Genomic DNA, 17,144 nt, shown 5'->3' with positions numbered 1-17,144 from the left:
TACAGGTGCGGACGCTGCGATGGGAATCGCGGTTCAGAGCCGACGTGTCTGGGGCGCGCTTGCGGCCAGGGCCTGCGTCCCGTCGCTCTGCCGGGTGGGGCGAAGATGCTGCCACAGTCCGAGGCCCCCCACGTAAGCGTATCCGAGCACGTAGAGCAACAAAAACGGCAGCATACCCCAGGCGCGCCCGTGGAAAGCCAGGAGTATTCCCCAACCGGCGTAGAGGCTCAGGGCGAGTTCCGCGAAACTTCCCCAATCGAGGGGGAGCCGGTAGCGCTTGTGCTCCCAGCGATCGCCCCTGGCCACCACGGCAAATTTGGGGGTGCGCCGAAAAGCGCCTCCCCGGTCAAAAAGGCCCGCGAGTACAGCGCGGCTATTCGAAAGCGACAACCCGGTCCCAAGAACCGCAAGCAGCGCTACCGCCGCGAGTGAGCGGCGCCAACCGCGCGGATCGAGATCGCGCCGGGCCGCCAGGTAGAGCGTCGGCGGCCCGAAGGTGGCAGGCACCATCAGCGTTCCCCAGACCAGGCTGAGCGGGTGCTGCCCCACCCAACTGACCGTCAACAGCGGCACTGAACACAGCACAATCCAGACCATCAGCGGATGGACCGCGTAGCCGGTCAGGTGCAACGCCGCCTGCAACTTCTGCATCGGGCTGCCCCCGCAGTCCATCACCCGGCCGAGCAATTTGCGGGCGCATTGGATGCTGCCTTTGGCCCAACGGTACTGCTGCATTTTGTAGGCGGCCATCGAGACCGGCAACTCGGCCGGGGCGACGATCCGCCCGTCGTATACCGCTTTCCAACCGGCCAACTGGCTGCGGTAGCTGAGGTCGAGGTCTTCTGCGAGGGTGTCGGCCTGCCAGCCGCCACCGGCCTCGATCGCCCGCTTGCGCCACACACCGGCGGTGCCGTTGAAATTGAAGTAGTAGCCGTTGGCGCAGCGCGCCTGCTGTTCGACGGCGAAGTGGCCGTCGATACCGAGCGCCTGCAACCTGGTCAACAGCGAATAGCCCGGATTGGTGTGTCCCCAGCGCGTCTGCACCAGCCCGACGCGCCCATCGGCAAAGTGCACCAGGGCGCGCTTCAACCAGTCCGGGGGCGGCAAAAAGTCCGCATCGAAGATGGCGATGTATTCACCGTTCGCTAGGGGTGTGGCGGCGGCCAGGGCGCCGGCTTTAAAGCCGTGGCGCTCTTTGCGATGCAAATGTTCGATACTGAAGCCGAGCCGCCGTTGCTCCTCGATGGCGGCGGCCAGCAGTTGGACCGTCTCGTCGGTGGAATCGTCGAGCACCTGGATGTGCAGGGCCTCGCGCGGGTAGTCGAGGGCGCAGGTCGCAGCGAGCAGGCGGCGACAGACGTACAGTTCATTGAAAACCGGCAGCTGCACCGTCACCAGCGGCCACCGCCCAGGAGAAGGCGGCACAGGCGGCGGCGCCCCGCGCCGGGCAGTCAGCCAGTAGGCATTGATCCCGTAGGTAAAAAGCCACAGGGCTGCCAGGCTGTTGAGCACCAACAGCGCAAAGGCCCAGATCTCAACCAGCGTGTTCGACGCTCCTGTGGACCGAGACGATGCGGTTCTGAGCATCGACGTACACCACCTGGGGTTGGTGGTGCTCCAGTTCAACGGCCGTGCCCTGGCCGTAGGCAAGGACAATCACCTGATCGCCGGCTGCTGCCAAGCGGGCCGCTGCACCGTTGAGGACCACCGCCCCGGAACCTTCGCTGGCCTCGATGGCGTAGGTGACCAGGCGCGCGCCGTTGTTGAGGTTGACGACGTGCACCTGTTCGTGGGGCAGGATACCCGCCGCCGCGAGCAAACGGCTGTCGACGCTGATCGAACCCACATACTCCAGACAGGCTCCAGTCACAGTGGCGCGGTGGATTTTGCCGAGTAGTACGGTGCGTAGCATTGGCTCCTGCCCCCTTTGTTGGTTTACGGCGTGTAGGCTGCGATGGCCTTATCCACCAGTTGTTGAGCCACCTCCACCCCCTGCCAGCCGGTGATCTCGGTCACCTTTTTTTCGAGGCGTTTGTAGGTGGCAAAAAATTCGGCAATCTCGTCGAGGCGGTGCTGGGCAATGTCCGAAAGATCCTTGACCCCTGCGTAGCGCGGATCTTTGACGGGCACACAGAGAATCTTCTCGTCCCCCTCGCCGCTGTCGATCATCCCGAGCACCCCGATCGGCCGCGCAGCGATAAGACATCCTGTAAAAGTCGGCTCGTCCATCAATACCAGCCCATCGAGCGGATCGCCGTCGTCCGCCAGCGTATTCGGGACAAAACCGTAATCGCCCGGATAGTACACTGCAGCATAGAGCACACGGTCGAGGGTAAAAATCCCCAGGTCCTTGTCGAACTCAAACTTGTTATGGGAACGTCCGGGAATTTCCACCAGAACGTTGATTAGGCCCTCCTTCGGGCGGGCGGGAATCTTACTCAAGTCGATCACGATACCCCCTTCGGATGCGTCCGATAGCCATTTTAGGGCATCGTACCAGGGGAGACGGACAAACTAAAGGAAGTTGCAATACGACGGAGCAGCCGCACTTTTCCCCAACTTGCCCACCAAAGATCACCGAATCGATGCGACCCATCAACAAGCCCAATTTGTGGAATTTCAGCAATTCAGTTTGCACAAGACGTCTTTATTACAACCCATCTTGATAAATCCAGTAAACACTAAGATTTACTGTAAATTTTGCTTCTTTAGTGCTTTAAAACACACATTCCAGCGAAACGGTGAAACAGGCATGATTGTGCCTCTTGTTGGGCTTGACAAAGCCGGGATACGCAACCAAAGTGAGTTCAAGAGCTTGCATAATGCGATGAAAGTATGATACCTATGCATCGGCGAGCGGCGGGGTTGCGGGGGCCTGCCCGTCCGAGTTGAAGGTTTGAGCTTGAAATTGGTGCCGAACGTACCTACCGGAACGCTGGGCAACGGTGTAAGTGGCTACAACCTGTTCTATTCGGGGGTGATTGAATTGTGTCCACCAAATAGCTCGTCAGGTAGCCCGACAAGCGCGTTGCCTTGCTTTGGTAGGTCGCATTTATTTGCTGGTCGTAGGTTGTTCCGGGGTTTGCCTTGAACTGTTTCTCAGAAAGATCGGACATTTTTTGGCACCCTCACCCAATCGACGCATATCACAGAGGATTTAGAGAAGATGAACTTTGCCTGCTTAGCGATAAGTCCTATTGAATTTACCTATCCCGGTATTGCCATTGCCACGGTGCGCGCGGGCGGAGTCGGCATTCTGGACAGGGAGTTCTGTCCGGACGGTGCGCTGCCGGTAGCCGCGGCCAGTCTTCGCAAGTTGCGCGAGGCGGCTGGAGCGGCGGGCGGCGTGTGCGGCCTGCGGCTTGCGGCAGGCCAGGTGGGTACGAGTGTCGAATTGCTGCGGGAGCTTCAAGGTCAACCCCACTGGCTGGTGATCAGCGCCTGGGAAGCGGAGGAACTTGCCGCCATCCTGGCGGGTCTGGGCGCGGTCGAGGGGCGCCGGGTGCTGCTGGAGGTCATCGATATCGAGCAAGCCGAGCGGCTTGCGCACGCCGCGGTGGCGGTGGACGGGCTGGTGGCCCGCGGCCACGAGTGCGGCGGCTGGGTGGGCGAGGATTCGGCGTTCGTGCTTGCGCAGAAGTTGTTGCAGGCGGGGTTCGGTCCGCTGTACGTGCAGGGCGGCATCGGGGTGCACACGGCGGCGGCCTGCCGGGTGGCGGGAGCGGCCGGGGTGGTGCTCGACGACCAGATGTGGCTGATGCCCGAATCGCCCCTTGATCCCGAGCGGCAGCGCCACCTGAACGAACTCAACGGCCAGGAAGCCGTTGCGTTGGGGGAGCGGCTCGACACGCCCTGCCGGGTGCTCTCGCGGCCCGGCTTTACGGCGATCTCTGCTTTGCAGGTGCTCGCCGAGCGCCTTGATCTGGGCGAGGATCGCGCCCAGTGCCTGCGCCAGTGGCGCATCGAGGCTGCAGAGCATATCGGCTGGGGCGATCCGGCTGCGACGGCCTGGCCGCTGGGGCAGGCAATCGGCCTAGCAGCAAGTCTGCGCGATCGCTTCCGCACCACCGGCCGCCTGGTGCAGGCCATCCTCAAGGAGAGTGCCAGGATCATCGAGACGGCTCGCCGCCTGCAGCCGCTCAAGGCCGCCTCGCCGCTTGCCGAATCGCACCGCACCGAGTACCCGATCGTCCAGGGGCCGATGACCCGGGTGAGCGACACGGCCGAATTTGCCGAAGCGGTCGCACGGGGTGGCGGCCTGCCGCTGCTGGCTCTGGCGCTGATGCGCGGCGAGCAGGTGCATGCGCTGCTCAGCAAGACCCGCTCCCTGCTCGGGGATCGCAGCTGGGGAGTGGGCATTTTGGGCTTTGTCTCCCACGCGCTGCGCGAAGAGCAACTCAAGGCCGTCAAAGAAATCAAGCCGCCCTTCGCCCTGATCGCCGGAGGGCGGCCCGACCAGGCAGCCCACCTCGAATCGATCGGCATCGCCACCTATATCCACGTGCCGGTGCCCCGCTTGCTCAAGATGTTCCTGGAGCAGGGCGCCTGCCGTTTCGTCTTCGAGGGGCGCGAGTGCGGCGGCCACGTCGGCCCGCTCAGCAGCTTCCTGCTCTGGGAAAGCATGGTGCAGATGCTGCTTGCCGAAGTCGGCCCCGACAAGGCTGGGCGCATGCACATTCTGTTTGCCGGCGGCATCCACGACGCGGCTTCGGCGGCGATGGTGAGCGCTCTGGCCGCTCCTCTGGCCGAGCGGGGCATGAAAGTAGGGGTGCTAATGGGCAGCGCCTATCTGTTCACCGAAGAGGCCGTCTCCTGCGGTGCTATCGTCCCGCAGTTCCAGCAGCAGGCCATCGCCTGCCGACGCACGATCAACCTGGAGACCGGTCCGGGCCATGCCAGCCGCTGTGCGGTGACGCCTTTTGCCCACGAGTTCTACCAGACGCGCCGCCGGATGCTCCAGGCGGGCAATTCGGCGGAAGAAGTCAAAAACGGCCTCGAAGATCTGACCCTGGGCCGCCTGCGCACCGCCTCGAAGGGTATGGTGCGCGGCCCCGCGGGCATCGAGGTGGTCGATGAACCAACCCAGATCAAAGACGGCATGTACATGATCGGCCAGGTGGCCACGATGCGCGACCGGGTCTGCACCGTGCGCAACCTGCACGCCACGGTGAGTGAAATCGGCAGCGAGCAGCTGGCCGGTTTTGCCGAGTCCGCAGTCGAAGCTGGCCAGGACGCCCACGCCAACTGCCCCTGCGACATCGCCGTGGTCGGCATCGGCACACTGCTGCCGGGAGCGCTCGACGGCCAGACTTACTGGGAAAACATCCTCAAAAAAGTGAGCACGATCAGCGAGATCCCGGCCCACCGCTGGGACTGGCGGCTCTACTTCGACAGCGACCGCAACAAGCGCGACAAGGTCTACTCGCGCTGGGGCAGTTTCCTGGAGGACGTGCCCTTTGACCCGGTGCGCTTCGGCATCCCGCCCAAATCGCTGCGCTCGATCGAACCGATGCAGCTATTGGCCCTGGAGGCGGTGCGCCAGGCGATTGCCGACGCCGGTTACGAGACGGGCGAGTTCGATCGCGAGCACACTTCGGTGATTTTCGGCATCGGCGGCAGCGTCGGCGACCTGGGTCAACAGTACGCGGCGCGCTCCGAGATTCCCCGCATTGTGGGCCACACCGATCCCGAGGTCTACGATCGCCTGCCCGAGTGGACCGAGGAGTCCTTCCCGGGTCTGCTGGCCAACGTCGTCGCCGGCCGGGTGGCCAACCGCTTCAACTTCGGCGGCTCCAACTTCACTGTCGATGCCGCCTGCGCCTCGTCGCTCGCCGCCATCCACCTGGCGGTGCGCGACTTGGAAACGGGCCACAGCGCAATGGTCATCGCCGGGGGCGTCGATACCAGCCAGGGGCCGTTCCCGTACTTTTGCTTCAGCAAGACCCAGGCGCTTACCCCGGGCGGCAAGCCGCGGCCCTTTGATCAGGCGGCCGACGGCATCGTGATCGGCGAAGGGCTGGCGATGGTCGTCCTCAAGCGCCTGGCTGACGCCGAGCGCGACGGCGACCGCATCTACGCGGTGATCAAATCGACCGCCGGTTCTAGCGACGGCAAGGCGCTCGGCATGACCGCCCCCCTGCCGGCGGGCCAGAAGCGCGCCGTGCAGCGGGCCTACCGCAAGGCCGGTTTCTCGCCCAAGACACTGGGGCTTTACGAAGCCCACGGCACCGGCACCGCCCTCGGGGATCGCTCGGAGCTGACCACCCTCACCGAGACGCTGGTGGCCGAGCAGGCGCAGAGCAAGTCCTGCGCCATCGGCTCAGTGAAGGTGCTCATCGGTCACACCAAGAGCACCGCCGGGGTGGCGGCTCTCATCAAAGCCTCACTGGCACTGCACCGGCGGGTGCTGCCCGCCCATCCGATCGACACGCCCCTGGCAGCGATCTCCGATCCGCAAAGCCCGGTCTATCTCCTCTCGGATGCACGCCCCTGGTTTGCCGAGGCGGGGCATCCGCGCCGGGCCGGGGTGAGTGCGTTTGGTTTTGGCGGCACCAACTTCCACGCCGTGCTCGAAGAGTACACCGGTGGCGGGCGCGCGTGCGCCCCCGGCGCCGACGGCTGGCCGCTGGAGCTGTTCGTCTGGCAGGCGGGCGGCAAGGACGCCTTGCTCAAGGACTTGCGCGCTATTCGGCAGGCGGCAACTTCTGGGGTGGACCATGCCCTGCGCGATCTGGCCTATACCTGCGCGCGCCAGGCCCAAACTCGCGGCGTTCAGCCGTTTCGCCTCGCTATCGTCGCAGGCAACCTCAAGGAGCTGTCCGAGGCTATCGAGCAGGCGGAGGCTGCCCTCGCTTCCTCCCAGCCGGTGGAGTTACCCGACCACATCCGCCTGGGCTTCGGTCCCGCCGTTCCGGCCGAGCGCGTCGCCTTCGTCTTTCCCGGCCAGGGTTCACAGTACCCGAACATGGGTCGAGAAGCCGCCCTCTATCGGCCGGAGTTGCGCGACAGCATCGAAGCGGCCGATGCGCTCCTGGCGGGCCGATTGCCACGGGCGCTGAGTGCCTTTATTTATCCGCCCGCCGCCCACGGCGAAGCCGACGAGACCCGCCAGCGGCAGGAACTCACCCGCACCCAGGTGGCCCAACCGGCGCTCGGGGCTATCGCAGCGGGTTTTCTCGATTTGGCGGCGAGTTTGGGTCTTGCACCGGCGGTGGTCTGCGGCCACAGCTACGGCGAGTACGCGGCGCTGCATGCGGCGGGCGTGCTCACGCGCGAGGATTTTCTGCGCCTGTCGGAGGTGAGAGGCCGGGTGATGGCCACCGCCTGCGGCGAAGGGGACGGAGCGATGGCGGCGGTGATGGCCGGCCGCGCGCGGGTCGAGGCGATCCTGGCCGAACTCGGCTGCAGCGGCGAGGTGATCGTGGCCAACCACAACGCCCCGAATCAGATTGTCCTCTCCGGAGACAGATCGAAGCTCCTCCAGATCGTCGAGCATCTTGTCGAGCAGGGCGGTAACGCCCGGATGCTCGACGTGGCGGGTGCGTTCCATTCGCCCCGGGTGCAGGCTGCCCAGGCTCCGATGGCGGAGGCGATTGAGCAGGCGGCGGTCCAACCGCCGACGCTGCCGGTGTACGCCAACGCCAACGCTCGCCCGTACCCGTCGGATCCCCAGGCCATCCGCGAACAGCTGGGCGACCATTTGCTCAATTCCGTCGAATTCGTCGAGCAGATCCGCGCGATGCATACCGCTGGGGCGCGGGTCTTTATCGAAATTGGTCCGAAGATGGTGCTCACCCGCCTCATCGGCCAGATTCTCACAGATAGCGAGCACACGGCTGTGTCCCTGGACGGTCAGGGCGGCGGTTTGCGGGGATTGCTGCTGGCCCTGGGAACGCTTGCGGCCAACGGTGTCAGTATGCGCTGGTCGGCGCTGTTCGACGGGCGCCCGGCCCAACTGATCAGCCCGGCCCAACTGGCTGCTTCCCAGCCGCCCAGATCCGCCACCGCCTGGCTGATCAACGGCGGTGTGGCGCGGCCCGCAGGCGAACCGATAGCCTACACCGGCATCAAACCCCCTTTGACACTGGAAACCGCCCCGCGGGTCACCGCCGTCGTCGCGCCCCGGGAGCAACCCGCTACCCCGCCGCCCCCGGCACCGGCAAAGCCTGCCGCCCCGGTTCAAGCCGCCACTACCCCGGCGCCGCCGTCCGCCCCGGCGATCACCGTCGTCAGCCACGCTGCCAACGGCACGGCGTCGGCCCCGGCTTCCGCCTCCCCCAATGGACGCACCAACGGTCACATGCCGGTTGCTCCCGCCGCCGCCCCTGTTTCTTCGGTTCCTGTTTCACCCGTCGCCCCCTCCGGCGCGTCGGCTGGACCGTCCAAGCTACCCACCACGCAAGGCAACTCCATGTCGAACGACCTCGCCCTGCAGGCCTACATGGCCTACCAGCAGACCATGCGCCAGTTCCTGGCGACCGAGGAGCAAGTGATGCGCCACTTCCTGCAGTTTGCCGCCGGCAGACCGCTAAGTGCGCCACCGGCTCCCGCCGCCCCACCCATGCTGAGCGCCATGGCCCCGGCGGCACCGGCGCTGCCTGCGCCCGCGCCCGTTGTGTTACCAACGGCTTCGCCTCCGGCCGCTCCAATGGCTCCACCGCCACCCACTCCCACTGCTCCGCTTACGGTTTACCCGCCTGTCCTCCCGGTTATGCCCGTGGCCAACGGTTCTGCAGCCCACGGCGCCCCGGCACCGGCAAAGAGTGCAAACGGTGCGGCCACTCTGGCCCCGGCCGCCCCGGCTGCAGTCGCCGCCGCCCCCGCCGTCCGGTTCGACCGCGAGGGATTGACGCGGATGATTCTGGAGTTGGTGAGCGAGCGCACCGGTTACCCGGCGGAGGTGCTCGGCCTCGATCAAGACGTCGAAGCGGAACTGGGTATCGATTCGATCAAGCGCGTCGAGATTATGGGGGCACTGCAAAAAGCGCTGCCCGTCGAGTGGACGGCGCCCTTGCAAAGCCAGATGGAGTCGCTGACCCGCGCCAAAACGCTCAACATCCTCATCGAGCAATTGCTCGCCCTGGGTGGTGCGGGCGCGTCGCCTGCCGTTGCTGCCCCGGCTGCAGTCGCCGCCGCCCCCGCCGTCCGGTTCGACCGCGAGGGATTGACGCGGATGATTCTGGAGTTGGTGAGCGAGCGCACCGGTTACCCGGCGGAGGTGCTCGGCCTCGATCAAGACGTCGAAGCGGAACTGGGTATCGATTCGATCAAGCGCGTCGAGATTATGGGGGCACTGCAAAAAGCGCTGCCCGTCGAGTGGACGGCGCCCTTGCAAAGCCAGATGGAGTCGCTGACCCGCGCCAAAACGCTCAACATCCTCATCGAGCAATTGCTCGCCCTGGGTGGTGCGGGCGCGTCGCCTGCCGTTGCTGCCCCGGCTGCAGTCGCCGCCGCCCCCGCCGTCCGGTTCGACCGCGAGGGATTGACGCGGATGATTCTGGAGTTGGTGAGCGAGCGCACCGGTTACCCGGCGGAGGTGCTCGGCCTCGATCAAGACGTCGAAGCGGAACTGGGTATCGATTCGATCAAGCGCGTCGAGATTATGGGGGCACTGCAAAAAGCGCTGCCCGTCGAGTGGACGGCGCCCTTGCAAAGCCAGATGGAGTCGCTGACCCGCGCCAAAACGCTCAACATCCTCATCGAGCAATTGCTCGCCCTGGGTGCTATCCCCTCCACGGCCGCCGAGGGGGGCCAAAGCCCAAAAAAATCCTCGTCCGCGGCTGAGGCCGCGCCGCGCTACCTGATGGAAGCGCGGACCCTGCCTCTACCGCGGACTGAGGGCCGCACCCTGAGCGGCCTGTTTTTGATTGCCGAGGACGAACTGGGAGTAGCGGGTGCCCTGGTGCCCGCTCTCCAGGCCGCCGGCGCGCGCAGCGCCTTGATCCCCGCCGCCGTGCTGCAATCGCCCGAGTTGCTCGGTGCCTGCGTGCGCGAGTTGCGCGAGCGCTTCGGCCCGGCGTCGGGTGTAGTGCACCTGACGGCCCTCGCCCGGCCGGGCTCGCCCCAGAGCCTCGCCGAGTGGCGAGTGCATACCCAGGTGCAGGCCAAGAGTTTCTTTCAAATGCTTCACGACTGCAGCGCCGATTTGCTCGCGGCTGGGGCGAACGCCCATGTCGTGGCCGCTTCCTACCTCGGGGGGCAACTGGGCCGGGGGGGTACCATCGGCCCCGGTCTTGCCGTCGGCGGAGCCGCCTGTGGATTTGTAAAAACCGTCGCCCAGGAATGGCCCGAGGCCCACGCCAAGGCCCTCGACTTCGACGAGAGCCAGAATCCGGCTCAGATGGCCGCGTGTATCGTAGCCGAACTGCTGGCGGCCGACAGCCGCCAGGAGGTGGGCTACCCGGGCGGACGGCGCACCGTTTTCCAGGCCACCCCGGCGCCCTTTACCGGCGATGGGCCACCCCGGCTGGTCCCGGGCCGCGACTGGGTGACGCTGGTCGTGGGCGGCGCGCGCGGGATCACCGCTGAGATCGCGGCGGACCTGGCGGCGACCGGCATGACCCTCATCGTCTGCGCGCGCTCCCCGGTTCCCACCCCCGAATCGGTAGAGACGGCGGGCATCGAAAATATCGCCACCCTGCGCAAGATCTTTATGACCCGGCTGCAGGCGTCCGGCCGCACCCCCACCCCCGCCGCCATCGAGCAGCAGGTGCAAAACCTGCTCAAGGAGCGGGCCATCTCCCGGAACCTGGCGCGCTTTGAGCAGTTGGGCGCCCGGGTGGGTTACCACAGCGTCGGCAGTGAGGCGGAGCTGATCGCGCTGGTCGAGGACATCTACGCGCGCTACGGTCGCCTCGACGCGGTGATCAACGGAGCGGGAATCATCGAGGATAAGCTGATTGCCGACAAGAGCTTCGAGTCTTTTAGCCGCGTCTTCGACACCAAAGTCGATCTCGCTTTTACTTTGACCCGCTGCCTGCGGCCGGAGACCCTCAAACTGGTGGTCTTGTTCAGCTCGGTGGCCGGCCGCTTCGGCAACCGCGGCCAGGTGGATTATGCCGCCGCCAACGAAGTGCTCAACCGCATGGCTTTTGAGATGCGCCGCCAGTGGCCCGCCGCCCGTGTGATCTCCTTTAACTGGGGACCGTGGGACTCGGGCATGGCGACCGAGGCCATCAAAGCCCAGTTCCGCAAGCGCAACGTCGTGCCGATTTCGCTACCGGCGGGCCGGCAGGCGTTCCTTGAGGAGTTGACCTATGGCCCGCTCGAAGATGTCGAGGTGGTAGTCGGCGAAGGTCCCTGGGAGACCGCCGAAGCCACCCGCGGCAACTTCAAGCCCGAGGCCGCGTCTACCACCCCGGTGCGGCCCTTCGCCCTGATTCGCACACCTTTTGTACTGCAACCCAACACCAGCGTCACCCTCGATCACACTTTCACCCTGGCAAGCGACCCCTACCTGCGCGATCACTCCATGGACGGCAAAGCGGTGCTGCCTGCGACGGTCGCCCTCGAATGGCTGGCCGAGTTCGTCCAGCACGCCTGGCCCGATCAGATCGTCTCGGAGGTGCGCGACTTGCGCGTGCTGCGCGGCGTCGTTCTCGATGCCGACAGCGGTGCAGGGGCGAGCAAGCGGGTGACATTGAGTGCCCGTGCCTCCGTCCACGCTGACGCCGACGCCCTTGAGGTGAGCGCCGAAATTTTCGATCCCGAGAAAAAAGCGCCGTTTTACCGGGCATTGGTGGTCATGCGCCCTCGGCTTGAAGGGGCCTCTGTTGGGGTGCCTGCGCCACTTGCGGTCGCGGGCAGTGCCCTCGACATCGCCACCGCCTACCGGGAGCACACGTTCCACGGCCCGCACTTCCAGTTGCTCACCGCCCTCGACCGCCTGGGCGAACAGGGCATCGACGCGCGGGTGCGACCGAGCGAGCCCGCCCGTTTCTTCGAGACCGCCGAGACCTTGCCGGCCTGGTTCTTCGATCCGGGTCTACTCGATACGATCCCGCAACTGGCGCTGTTTTGGGCGCGCACACACCAGGGATCTTTTGCGCTTCCCAGCCGTATCGGCCGGGTGGTCCGCTTCGACAGCGAGCCGCTGGTAGGCCCCATGCGCATTGCTTTTCGCCTCACCAGCGTCCACGATCACCAGATTGTTTACGACGCGACGGTGATCGACTCCCAGGGCCGGGTGCGTCTGCTGCTCGAAGATGGCGAGAGCAACTGCTCGCGCGCGCTCAACCGGTTGGCGAGGTGCCCATGAACCCCATCGAGCCCGTCGCCATCGTCGGCATGGCCGCGCTGTTTCCAAAGGCGGCCACCGTCGGCGATTTCTGGCAGAATATCGTCGACAAAGTCGACGCGGTGAGCGAAGCGCCTGCCTCCTGGGCACGGCACTACTTCGACCCGAATTCAAAAGAGCAAGACCGGATCTACACCTCCAAGGGCGGTTTTCTGGGTGAACTGGCCGAATTCGATCCGACCGAATTCGGGATCATGCCCAACACCCTCGATGCCGCCGAGCCCGACCACTTCATCGCCCTCAAACTTGCCCGCGACGCCTTGGCCGACGCGGGCTACCTCGATCGGCCCTTCAACCGCAAAAAAGCGGGGATCATCCTTGGCCACGGCGTCTACGTCAACCGGGGCCACATGGCGATGCTCCAGCAGACCCTGGTGCTGGACCAGACCATGGACACCCTGCGGCGGGTCTGTCCGGAACTGGGCGAGGAAGCCCTGGCCGCTGTGCACAGGGCTCTGCGCAAGAGTGCCCCGGCTTTTAACGCCGAGGTGGTGCCGGGCATGGTACCGAACGTGATCACCGGCCGGATCGCCAACCGTCTCGATCTGATGGGACCCAACTATCTGGTGGATGCCGCCTGCGCCTCGGGGCTCATCGTCGTCGAACTGGCCATGAAAGAACTGGCGAGCGGCCGGTGCGACCTGGTTTTGGCCGGTGGGGTGCAAGCTTCGCTGCCGCCGCAGTACAACATGGCCTTTTGCCAGTTGGGGGCGCTCTCGCGCACCAACATCCGGCCCTTCGATCGGGCGGCCGACGGCAACGTCATGGGCGAAGGCTGCGGCATTCTCGTGCTCAAGCGTCTGGCCGACGCCGAGCTGGATGGCGACCGCATCTACGCGGTGGTGCGCGGTGTCGGCAGCTCCAGCAACGGTAAAGCCCTCGGCATGCTCGCCCCGCGCCTGGAAGGCGAGGTGCTGGCTCTCGAAGAGGCGTACTCGCTTACCGGCATCGACCCGGCCTCGGTGGATTTGGTCGAAGCCCACGGCACCGGCATCCCGGTGGGTGATCGCACCGAGATGGAAGCACTCGCCCAGGTCTATGGAGCGCGCGAGGGAGACTTGCCCCGCGTCGGTATGGGTTCGGTCAAATCGATGATCGGCCACTGCATCCCGGCTTCAGGGGCAGCAAGCTTCATCAAAATGGCACTTGCTCTCTACCACAAAGTGCTGCCGCCGACGCTGCTCGATGCGGTCAATCCGGAACTGGGGGTCGAGAAGACACCCTTTTACCTGAACAATGCTACCCGGCCCTGGGTGAGCGCCAACCAGCGCCCCCGCCGCGCCGGGATCAACGCCTTCGGCTTCGGCGGGATCAACGCCCACGCCATCCTCGAAGAGCACACTCCCACCGGTCCCGATACGGTTTTGCACCGGCGCTGGCCCTCCGAGCTGGTAGTCTTCGCCGCGGACGATCGCCCGGGGTTAATCGCCAAGATCGAGCGCACTCTGGTTGTGCACCCCACCCTCCCGCTCGCCCAGATCGCCTGCAACCAGGCGGCCGGGACCGCCGGAGACTACCGTCTGGCCGTTGTCGCCAAGGACCGGGCGGATCTCCATAAAAAACTCAGGCAAGCCGTCGAGAAGCTCAAAGAACCCGGCCGCGTCCGTCTGCGCGGCGGTGTGATGTACGGCGAGGTCACCTCCGAAATGGCAGACGCGCAGACGGCGATGATCTTCCCGGGCGAAGGTTGCCAGTACCCGAACATGCTCGCGGATCTGTGTCTGCACTTTCCGGTGGTGCGCGAGTGGTTCGATTTTCTCGATTCGGCCCTGGGCGCAGATAGGCCGCACCCGCCCAGCCGCTACATCTTCCCGCCGCCCACGGCCATCGACGAGCAAGTCCAGGAGCAAACCCATCGGGCGATCTATCAGATGGAACTGGCCGTTGCCTCGGTGGCCACCGCCAGCATGGCCCTCTACGAACTGCTCCAGCAATTTGAGATCAAAGCGGATGTGATGGTCGGCCACAGCACCGGCGAACTCACCAGCCTCGTGGCCTCGGGCGTGGTACGCCTCACGGACCGCTCCCAGATGATGGAAAAGTTGCTGTTGCTCAATGGGCTCTACCAGCGGCTCGAACAGATGAATATCGTGCCGCGCGGGGCGCTGCTGGCCGTGGGGGCGGTCAAAAGCGACGATCTGCAGCAGGTACTGGCGGATCTCGAAGGCCGGTTGCATTTGGCGATGGACAACTGCCCGAACCAGGTGGTGCTTTTTGGGGACGAGCAGGCCGTCACCCAAGCCAGTGAGCGACTACAGGCTTCCGGGGCCATCTGCAGCCGCCTGCCCTTCGACCGCGCCTACCACACGCCGCTCTTCGAAGAGGCGGGCAAGGTATTGCGGGGCTTCTACGACGCCCTCGATGTCGGTCCCGGCCACACGCCGCTGTTCAGCTGCGCCAGCGTCGGGCTCTTTCCGGACGATCCGGAGGGCATCCGCACCCTCGGCGAGCGGCAGTGGCCCTCGCGGGTGCGCTTTCGCGAGACCCTCGAAACGCTCTACAGCCAGGGGGTGCGCCACTTCGTCGAGGTGGGACCGAGCGGCAACCTGACGGGTTTCGTGGACGATGTGCTCAAAGGCCGCGACTACAAAGCCGTGCCGGTCAACAGCCAGCGCAAGAGCGGCCTGGAACAACTTCAGCATCTGGTGGGTCAACTGTTCGTTTCGGGCAAGCACGTCAGCTTCGCGCCCTTTTATAGCCGCCGCGGGCTGCTTCCCCAGCCTCCGGCGCCGGGAGAAGCCCAACCGAAGCGCCGGGGCCGCGTTCTGGATCTGACGCTGCCGCACATGGAGTTGCCGCCGGATTTTGTGCTGCCCGAGCGGCAGGCTCCCGCAGTTCCCGTCCCTGCGCCCAAAGCAACCACCAACGGCTCGCATCCGCCGAGTCTGACGAGTCTAACCGCCGCGCCCGCGCCCGTATCCACACTCGCCCCGTCCCAGGAGCCGCCGGTAGCAGCCCTGGCCACACTCGAACGGTCAGTCCCGATTGCGGAGGATCCCCCTAATGTCCCCGCACCCATCCAGGCACCCGCCAACGGCCACGATCTGGGTGCCGCCGCGGTCATCGTCGACCACTTCGCCTTGATGCAGGAGTTTCTGGCAAGCCAGGACCGTATGCTCAGCGCACTACTGACCGGTGCGCCCGCCCAGACCGCAGAAATGGCCGTCAGCGTCGATCCCTGGCCGCTCTTGGGTCAGGTGATCCATCTGGACGTGCAGTCACTGGTTTGTCGCCGCCGCTTCACCATCGGCGAGGACATCTTCCTACGCGACCACACCCTGGGGGGAAACCCCTCGTCGCTGCAGCCCGCGCTGTTGCCCCTGCCGATTCTGCCTTTCACTACGAGCATGGAGCTTCTGGCGGAGGCGGCGGTGTATCTGGCCGGTGGAAACGGTGTGGTCACCGCCATGAGCGAGGTGCGCGGCTTTCGCTGGCTCGCCCTGGACCGCGGTGTCCTTACCGTCGAAGCGGTACTGCGGCGGCTTCCGGACGGCCGCTATCAGGCCCAGCTTTTTCAGTTGAGCGACGAAGATGCGAGCGTGCGGCTGCCGGCCTTCGAGGCGGTGATCGCAGTCGCCGCCGCCTACACAAGCTCCCCCGCCCCCCGCGACCTCGATCCCGGCGCGCTGTGGCCGCTCAGCGCAGAGTTGGCGGACGACCGGCTCTACAGCACCGGCATGTTCCACGGGCCGCGCTTCCAGAGCCTCAAGCACATCCACTGCTGCGGCGAACGGGGCATCCAGGCGGATCTGGGCGTCTGGGGCACCGGGGACTTTTTTGCCGACGGCCGCCCGGGCGTCTTTCAGCTCGAGCAGAGCCTGATCGACGCGGCGGGGCAGCTTGCAGCCTTCTGGCTCTCGCAGGATATCGACAGCCCCGATTTCAGCATGTTTCCGTTCCAGGTGCGCTCCTTCGAGCAGTTCGGAGCGTCCCCCCCGGCCGGTACAAGGCTGCTGTGCCGTTGCACTTCGCGCTACTTGAGCGAGAATGCCACCGAATCGCACCTCGATTACATCGATGGCGAAGGGCGCGTGCTCTACCGCCTCACCGGCTGGCAGAGCCGTTTCTTCCTCTCGCCGCCGCGCTACCAGGATTTTCGGGTGGCGCCGCAGGTGAACTATCTGTCCGAGCCCTGGATGCAGGCCGAGACCGGGCTATTTGTCCGGCGCTACGAGAATCCCGACGACTACCTCGAAGAGAGCTGGGAAATCTGGAAGCGGGTCACCGCGCACCTGATCTTGAACGAGGCGGAGCGCACCTACTGGTATGCCCTGCCCGAGCAAGGCCCCCGGCGGCGCGACTGGCTTTTGGGGCGCCTCGCAGCCAAAGAGGCGCTCAGGCAGTGGACCGAAGCCGCCTACGGTCTGCAACTCGCCCCCGCCGATTTCGAGATCCTGAGCAACGAACTGGGCAAACCCATGGTCTCCTGCCCGGCCCTGGCGGCCTTCGGTCCGCTGCCGGAAATCTCGATTGCCCACAGCGAGGGGCACGCGGTCGCGGCAGTCGCCTACGGCATGGCCCTGGGCATCGATTTGCAGCGCCTGGAGCGGCTCGGCTCCACCGACTGGCTCACCGCCGCCTTTGATCCGTCCGAACTGGCCCTGGTGAGTTCGCCTACGGAGCTGGCCCTCATCGGCCTCTGGTCTGCCAAAGAAGCCGCCGCCAAAGCCTTCGGCACGGGCCTGGAGGGGGAACCCCGGCGGTGGCAGGTGGTGGCGCGCAACCCGGAGGGTACCGAGATGACCGTCGTCCACGGCGAGCACCGCTTTAGTGTGCGGCTCTGGTACGCCCCCGACGAAGTTTTTGCCGTCTGCGGTTGGCAACCTTAACCATTCATTAGAGAGAGCTG

Annotated in this window: 6 protein-coding genes; 3 read left to right on the top strand and 3 right to left on the bottom strand. The window is 65.6% G+C overall.

What is annotated here, in order from left to right:
- Positions 1–33: 33 nt before the first annotated feature.
- Genes GLL_RS21770 through GLL_RS21760 form a run of 3 tightly spaced genes read right to left on the bottom strand, consistent with a single transcriptional unit; the run spans position 34 to position 2,448 of the window.
- The gene (locus tag GLL_RS21770; protein ID WP_197530067.1) at positions 34–1,587 is read right to left on the bottom strand and encodes a cellulose synthase family protein; all 1,554 of its coding nucleotides are present in this window, start codon (positions 1,585–1,587) and stop codon (positions 34–36) included.
- Positions 1,535–1,912, bottom strand: a complete 378-nt coding sequence (gene panD, locus GLL_RS21765; RefSeq protein ID WP_011144212.1) for an aspartate 1-decarboxylase — start codon at positions 1,910–1,912, stop codon at positions 1,535–1,537. Before panD ends, GLL_RS21770 begins: the two co-directional genes overlap by 53 nt.
- 23 nt (positions 1,913–1,935) lie before the next feature.
- Positions 1,936–2,448: an inorganic diphosphatase gene (locus tag GLL_RS21760; protein ID WP_164929776.1), complete on the bottom strand. Its 513-nt coding sequence runs from the start codon at positions 2,446–2,448 to the stop codon at positions 1,936–1,938.
- A gap of 112 nt (positions 2,449–2,560) precedes the next feature.
- On the opposite strand from GLL_RS21760, the gene GLL_RS21755 reads away from it, so the two are divergent.
- The 3 genes from GLL_RS21755 (at position 2,561) to GLL_RS21745 (ending at position 17,124) form a co-directional block, all read left to right on the top strand.
- Complete coding sequence (locus GLL_RS21755) at positions 2,561–2,839, top strand: hypothetical protein (RefSeq protein ID WP_164929477.1); 279 nt, start codon at positions 2,561–2,563, stop codon at positions 2,837–2,839.
- Positions 2,840–3,166: 327 nt separating this feature from the next.
- On the top strand, positions 3,167–12,256 hold the full coding sequence (locus tag GLL_RS21750) for a type I polyketide synthase (protein WP_011144210.1): 9,090 nt from the start codon (positions 3,167–3,169) through the stop codon (positions 12,254–12,256).
- On the top strand, positions 12,253–17,124 hold the full coding sequence (locus GLL_RS21745) for a type I polyketide synthase (RefSeq protein WP_164929476.1): 4,872 nt from the start codon (positions 12,253–12,255) through the stop codon (positions 17,122–17,124). The genes GLL_RS21750 and GLL_RS21745 overlap by 4 nt, the downstream gene beginning before the upstream one ends.
- The last annotated feature ends 20 nt before the right edge of the window (positions 17,125–17,144 follow it).

The organism is Gloeobacter violaceus PCC 7421, assembly GCF_000011385.1.
Taxonomy (GTDB): Bacteria; Cyanobacteriota; Cyanobacteriia; order Gloeobacterales; family Gloeobacteraceae; genus Gloeobacter; species Gloeobacter violaceus.
Note: the sequence above shows the minus strand (reverse complement) of the source record. Positions and strands in the feature narration are given on the sequence as shown.

Bases quoted from the DNA above. Each gene is read 5' to 3' on its own strand.
- GLL_RS21770 (WP_197530067.1), bottom strand. From the start codon at position 1,587: ATGCTCAGAACCGCATCGTCTCGGTCCACAGGAGCGTCGAACACGCTG.
- panD (WP_011144212.1), bottom strand. From the start codon at position 1,912: ATGCTACGCACCGTACTACTCGGCAAAATCCACCGCGCCACTGTGACT.
- GLL_RS21750 (WP_011144210.1), top strand. From the start codon at position 3,167: ATGAACTTTGCCTGCTTAGCGATAAGTCCTATTGAATTTACCTATCCC.
- GLL_RS21745 (WP_164929476.1), top strand. From the start codon at position 12,253: ATGAACCCCATCGAGCCCGTCGCCATCGTCGGCATGGCCGCGCTGTTT.